Annotated in this window: 6 protein-coding genes; 3 read left to right on the top strand and 3 right to left on the bottom strand. The window is 44.7% G+C overall.

Features of this window, described 5'->3' with window-relative positions; translation table 11 throughout:
- Positions 1-171: 171 nt before the first annotated feature.
- On the bottom strand, positions 172-1,062 hold the full coding sequence (gene nifH, locus ACM0OX_RS14030) for a nitrogenase iron protein (RefSeq protein ID WP_335009683.1): 891 nt from the start codon (positions 1,060-1,062) through the stop codon (positions 172-174).
- Positions 1,063-2,619: 1,557 nt separating this feature from the next.
- Complete coding sequence (locus ACM0OX_RS14035) at positions 2,620-3,561, bottom strand: AraC family transcriptional regulator (protein WP_414515531.1); 942 nt, start codon at positions 3,559-3,561, stop codon at positions 2,620-2,622.
- 233 nt (positions 3,562-3,794) lie between these two features.
- On the opposite strand from ACM0OX_RS14035, the gene ACM0OX_RS14040 reads away from it, so the two are divergent.
- The 3 genes from ACM0OX_RS14040 to ACM0OX_RS14050 all read left to right on the top strand — a co-directional run bounded on the left by ACM0OX_RS14040 (position 3,795) and on the right by ACM0OX_RS14050 (position 5,541).
- Positions 3,795-4,196, top strand: a complete 402-nt coding sequence (locus tag ACM0OX_RS14040; protein WP_414515532.1) for a cupin domain-containing protein — start codon at positions 3,795-3,797, stop codon at positions 4,194-4,196.
- The gene (locus ACM0OX_RS14045; RefSeq protein ID WP_414515534.1) at positions 4,196-4,726 is read left to right on the top strand and encodes a cyclophilin-like fold protein; all 531 of its coding nucleotides are present in this window, start codon (positions 4,196-4,198) and stop codon (positions 4,724-4,726) included. Before ACM0OX_RS14040 ends, ACM0OX_RS14045 begins: the two co-directional genes overlap by 1 nt.
- Before the next feature lie 71 nt (positions 4,727-4,797).
- Positions 4,798-5,541, top strand: coding sequence for an SDR family oxidoreductase (locus tag ACM0OX_RS14050; protein ID WP_414515535.1), 744 nt, complete (start codon positions 4,798-4,800; stop codon positions 5,539-5,541).
- 146 nt (positions 5,542-5,687) lie between these two features.
- On the opposite strand, the gene ACM0OX_RS14055 is transcribed toward ACM0OX_RS14050, so the two are convergent.
- The gene (locus ACM0OX_RS14055) at positions 5,688-5,942 is read right to left on the bottom strand and encodes a hypothetical protein (RefSeq protein WP_414515537.1); all 255 of its coding nucleotides are present in this window, start codon (positions 5,940-5,942) and stop codon (positions 5,688-5,690) included.
- Positions 5,943-6,000 lie beyond the last annotated feature (58 nt).

A 6,000-nucleotide genomic window follows, 5' to 3' on the forward strand; every position in this document is an offset into this window, starting at 1 on the left:
TACGCAAATAATTTCAGGAATCAAAGCGGATTCCTATAGATGCGTAGCTGTTGATTGCAGAGTACGAGCGATCGCTATATATTTCTATTAAGGATTCAAACAAAGAAATGCAAAAAGTGGGAAAAAGGTGGGCAACAGCCCACCCTAAACCATTATTTACTTAGCAATACTTTAAACAGGTGCTTCAGTCGCAGACTTACCAACTAGCATTGCGGTATTTTCGTCACTTTCCAGGATACCGAATTCAATCAACAATTCTTCTAACTCTTCCATCTCGATAGGTGTGGGGACAGTCAGATTCTTGTTGTTGATGATCTTTGTACCTAATGTCCGATATTCGTTAGCTTGGTTGCTGTCAGGTGCATACTCGTTAACAGTCATGCGGCGCAATTCTGCGTGTTGCACAATGTTGTCACGAGGTACGTAGTGAATCATTTGGGTGTTCAAACGTTTTGCCAGGGTTTCGATTAAGTCGATTTCCCGGTCAACGTTACGGCTGTTACAAATCAAACCACCCAAGCGCACACCGCCAGTGTGAGCATATTTGAGAACACCACGAGCAATGTTGTTAGCTGCATACATCGCCATCATTTCACCAGAGGTAACGATGTAGATTTCTTGTGCCTTACCTTCACGGATAGGCATAGCGAAACCACCGCACACAACGTCACCCAAAACGTCGTAACTTACAAAATCAACATCTTTGTAAGCACCGTTTTCTTCCAAGAAGTTGATAGCGGTGATAATACCACGACCAGCGCAACCTACACCAGGTTCAGGACCACCAGACTCCACACAACGTACATCGCGGAAACCGGTCAGCATTACTTCTTCGAGTTCAATATCTTCTACAGCGCCACGTTCAGCAGCTAATTGAAGAACACTTGTTTGAGCTTTACTGTGTAGCATCAAACGGGTAGAGTCAGCTTTGGGGTCGCAACCGACAATCAGGACGCGCTGACCCATTTCAGCCATTGCTGCTAGGGTGTTTTGAGAAGTGGTAGATTTACCAATACCGCCTTTACCATAGAAAGCTATTTGTCTAATCTTTTCGTCAGTCATGGTTGTGTTTCCTACAATGATTTAGTTGATGAATCGTAAGCTTGATGTAGTTGTTTACCCTTGGCGTCGTAGGGAAGTAGAGCCTATTGGCGTTGACGCATAGCGGCTTACTGCTACACATCGCATCCTGGCAAAACATTTAAATTCAGAACATATTTACCCACGAAGCGATAGCTTAAGAGATAGAGAAATCTAATCTCCTACTAACGAAGCCTTTGAAACTATGACTTCAGCATTATCAGCTGTTGTAACCAATCCCAAATGGTTGCTCAAGCCTCAAGAGTGGTTGCAGCAGGAATTCAAATGAACGCAGATTTGTTCCTTGAACCACACAACCAACCAAATTGCAATCCACTCTTAAATGGTCGCTACAACTTGTGTGATTTTGCTAATGTCAAGTAACCAAGAAAATCTATAGCGCTTCTCGTTTCGTGATTGATGCAGCAAGATAAATTTCAGCCTAAAAGTAGCAGTTACAAGTGCAGTAATATAATGCCTGCAAAAGCAAACCCTAACACTCTGGCTTAGATAATATCTTGGCGACTTTTAACACTATGGCTAAATTCCTCGAAATTATGGAACGACACCATTCTGCTTGAAGTTTTCGTTCCAAAAGTCAGCAACTGCTTCAACTTAGTTTGCGGTTGAAAATGTTTACTCCCGCAAGACGAAGTTAGTAAATATTCTGTATTCCTATTGAATTGTCAGGCTGTACTAAGAGTCTTTCTTCCTAGACTCCAAGAGTAATTGCCTTTGGCGGTTAATGCTCTAGCTAGGTTAGCCAACTCTTATTGGCTCATACCCAGATAAATTTTGATTGACTTCAAGTTGTTACAAAGGCTACTATCCTACTCAATCTAGTTTTAGATTTTCGTTAAAAAAAGATGTAGCTAATTGAAGGGGACTTACCAGAGCAAAAAAACTTTCTTGAGCTTGCCTCAAACTTGTCTTGAAGTCTTTTTGTGTTTTCACTTGTTTTGATTCCTATAAAAACCATAACATACATCTCACTAATTAATTTGCCGAATCTCAAATAATTGATCTATTTAATAGAAGATTATCCTTAGAACCTTTAACAGTCATAAGTTACACCCTCGCTATTAGCTAGTGAATAAAATTATTTCTCATAACCAATATGTGCAGTTAGATACTTTTGGATATTTGATAAAAGTATTTAAAACTAATGCTTGATCGAGAAAACAGAATTTCTTATTTTTGCAATAAAAATGTTGGAAATAAAGTAGATTAAATAACTCACAAAATTTCACACAGTCGTAAGTAGAAAAGCTTATACCAAAACCGGATTTTCTTCTACAAAACGCTCAAACACTTGACCTGTAAACATTCTAACTGTTCTCTATCTAGCAACTATATTTTTTCAACTAATTCAGGACTTACGCAAAATAATGAAAAAAGAACCGCATACTCGTACAGAGAAGCAAGCTACGCGCAGCGTCTCGTCAGAGAAGGACACGAAGGAATGAGAGTTTCAGAGAGTTATTGCGTAAGTCCTATAATTATAATTTGAGGGAAATTACAAGACCTTGAAAGGGCCGATCATATTGAACTAGCAGTCTCCCTAGCAGCTTCTCGCAGCCGCTCCACATCGCGCATCGGTGGAGCACCAAAGAGCCGCTTGTACTCCCGGTTGAAGTGCGAGGCATCGTCGTACCCCACGCGGTAGGCAGCACTGGTAGCATCAAGGCTTTCCCCCAGCATTAGACGGCGAGCCTCCTGGAGCCGCAGTTGCTTTTGGTACTGCAAGGGACTCATTGCCGTGACAGACTTAAAGTGATGGTGAAAGCCTGAGACACTCATTCCCATTTCTCGTGCGATGTTTTCAATCCGCAGCGGCTCGTTAAAGTCTTTACGAAGTCGCTCGACGGCTCTGGCGATGTGGTAAGTGTAGCCACCCAGAACTGCAATATGACGGAGCCGATTGCCTTGCTCTCCCATCAGGAGTCGGTAAATAATTTCCCGCTTAATCAGTGGTGCGAGAACATGAGCTTCAGTAGGGGAATCTAAAAGCCTGACGAGCCGCACCACAGCGTCTAACAGATTTGCATTCAACGGACTTACGTCAATCGCTTTCACATCAGCACGGCTGCGCGATGAGGGATACCCTGCCTCGACCATCACTGAACCAACGAGGGTGGGGTCAAGATCGAGGCGAAGGCTAAAGTACGGTTGCGCCTTGGACGCTTCCAGAATTTGGCTGATAATTGGCAGTTCGACCGTAGCAAGCAGATAATTCATTGGGTCGTACTGATAGCGATCGCTACCCAAAAGAACTTCTTTACTGCCCTGAGCGATCGCACAAAAGGCAGGGATAGAGACACTATGAAGGCATTCCGAAGGCGAGGAGGCGCGGTTGAAGTGCAAACCTTTCATCGGCTCAATCGTCCCATCATGACGAATCACCTGGGCAATCCGCTCTTTGAGTTCGTCTCTGTTGGCTTGCGCTCTGTCTGCCTCGCGCTTTGCCTGCGGGTCGTTCATTAAATTTATCTTGGCAGCGTTCATTTCTAAGTTTGCAGGATTGTACAACAATCTTAGACGATCGTCCTATTACTTGTCCTTGAAAATGCCTAAGATGAAGCTAAAGCAAGGAAAAATGATTTCAGCTTCTTATAAGCACTCTGGATTTTTATTTAAGATAAAACTCAGTTTTGATTGGGCAAGAGACTTGCCTACTAGCCATCAAAATCGCATCAAGTAAAGGAATTAAGAAAATGGACATTAGACGAAGTGGCTCACAGCCTTCCGCCAAAGGGCCGGCTGAGTATTTTACCGGCACTGTCCGCGTTGACCCCCTGTTTGAGGCACACAATCCAGCGCGCACGTCTGGAGCCAGTGTCACATTTGAGCCTGGTGCTAGGACAGCATGGCACACCCATCCATTAGGACAAACCCTAATCGTGACAGCTGGCTGTGGCCTCGTACAACGCTGGGGCGGCGCGATCGAGGAAATTCGACCGGGGGACACGATCTGGATTTCGGCGGGTGAGAAGCATTGGCATGGTGCTACAGCAACCACGTCCATGACGCACATCGCCATTCAGGAATGGCTCGACGGCAAGCCCGTGGACTGGCTGGAGCATGTCAGCGACGAGCAGTATGAAGGAATACTTTAATGGTTTTGAGATGGTTTTCCATCAAGGGGAAAAACTGCCAGCAGGGAATGCTGATTTTGGTTCTCGCCCTAGTGATGTCCCTGAGTTACTCAGCCTGCCGTGCCGACAACAGTATGACTAGCAGTACCTCGTTGAAGATGCCGACTGAAATATCAACCAAGCAGGCAGACAGTATGAAGATAAACATCAAGGTCAAAGACAAAATCGTTACAGCCACTTTGATCGACAGCAAAACCACTCAGGATTTTATTTCCCTACTGCCATTAACCCTGACGTTAGAAGATTACGCGAGAACCGAAAAAATCAGCGATTTGCCAAAAAGATTATCTACACAAGATGCACCCCCAGGCAGCGATCCTGCTGTTGGAGATATTGCTTATTACGCTCCCTGGGGAAATTTGGCGATATATTATCGAGATTTTGGATACTCAAACGGACTCGCAATCCTCGGAAAAATAGACAGTGGCATTGAGGCATTTAATGTGCCTGGCTCTGTAAAAGTGACAATCGAGCTTGTTCAATCGCAATAAGGATGTGCGCTACGGCTTCGTCATCGACATGGCCCCGCTGAAGGTAGTTACTCAACAAAAAGAGGAATAAGATGATTAAAGACAAAGTTGTGATTATTACCGGCGCATCATCAGGGATTGGTGAAGCAACTGCGAAATTGCTTGCAAGCAAAGGCGCTAAAGTTGTATTGGGCGCGCGACGCGAGCAACAATTGAGACAACTGGTTAATGAAATTCAAACAGCTGGCGGACAAGCAGTCTATCAAGTGATGGATGTGGTTAACCCATCTGATAACGCCCAGATCGTCAACCTTGCCAAGGAAACATTTGGAAGCGTCGATGTTATTTTCTTGAACGCTGGCATAATGCCAAATTCTCCACTTTCTGCATTGAAAACGGATGAATGGAATCAAACAGTTGATATCAATATCAAGGGTGTACTAAATGGTATCGCTGCTGTGTTACCAACGTTTATTAGTCAAAAGTCTGGGCATGCGATCGCAACTTCATCGGTTGCTGGATTAAAAGCTTATCCAGGTGGTGCGGTGTATGGTGGGACGAAATGGTTCGTGCGCGATTTTATGGAAGTTCTACGTATGGAGTCTGCTCAAGAAGGGACTAACATTCGGACTGCGACCATTTATCCTGCTGCAATTAATACTGAGTTGTTAGATCGGATTACCAACCAAGATGTGGCTGAAAAAATGACAGCGTTGTATGAGCAATATGGCATCTCACCAGATCGAGTAGCCAATGTTGTGGCGTTTGCGATTGACCAGCCAGAAGACACAAACGTGAACGAATTTACGATTGGCCCAACCACGCAGCCTTGGTAAGGATAGTGCTGGCGGTTAAACTGAGTGCGATGGGCTACGCCCCGCCGTAGCCCATCGCAGCCATGCAAGAGAGGCGTTGCTGAATCAAGGGATGATTCTTACACGAGAGCCCTGAAATACAAGGGACGGGCATGTTGCCATTGGTGTCAAGTTAAAGCAGATGCCCAGATGTCAAGAGACCTTGCGGCATTGCGTCGGTGTCGTTGGCGAATAGCTTTAACCAAGCCCATAGAACGCTGATACTCTACTAACCAAGGAATAAGTTGTAGTTGTGGGTTTTGCGTAGGCGTAGCCCGCCGTAGGCATCGTGCGCGCTCGAAAAAATATAAGCTGCGAAAGACCATTTCTACTGAAATACGTTCTAAGGGCTGCTGTAAAGCCACAGCGACATCGGCAGACAAATCATTAACCCTCTTTTGTCACTCTAGGCAGAGGAAAAATAGAAATAAGGGATATTGA

It is taken from the genome of Nostoc sp. PCC 9305 (genome assembly GCF_963920915.1).
Classification (GTDB): Bacteria; Cyanobacteriota; Cyanobacteriia; order Cyanobacteriales; family Nostocaceae; genus Nostoc.

Bases quoted from the DNA above. Each gene is read 5' to 3' on its own strand.
- ACM0OX_RS14050 (WP_414515535.1), top strand. From the start codon at position 4,798: ATGATTAAAGACAAAGTTGTGATTATTACCGGCGCATCATCAGGGATT.
- ACM0OX_RS14035 (WP_414515531.1), bottom strand. From the start codon at position 3,561: ATGAACGACCCGCAGGCAAAGCGCGAGGCAGACAGAGCGCAAGCCAAC.
- ACM0OX_RS14045 (WP_414515534.1), top strand. From the start codon at position 4,196: ATGGTTTTGAGATGGTTTTCCATCAAGGGGAAAAACTGCCAGCAGGGA.
- ACM0OX_RS14040 (WP_414515532.1), top strand. From the start codon at position 3,795: ATGGACATTAGACGAAGTGGCTCACAGCCTTCCGCCAAAGGGCCGGCT.
- nifH (WP_335009683.1), bottom strand. From the start codon at position 1,062: ATGACTGACGAAAAGATTAGACAAATAGCTTTCTATGGTAAAGGCGGT.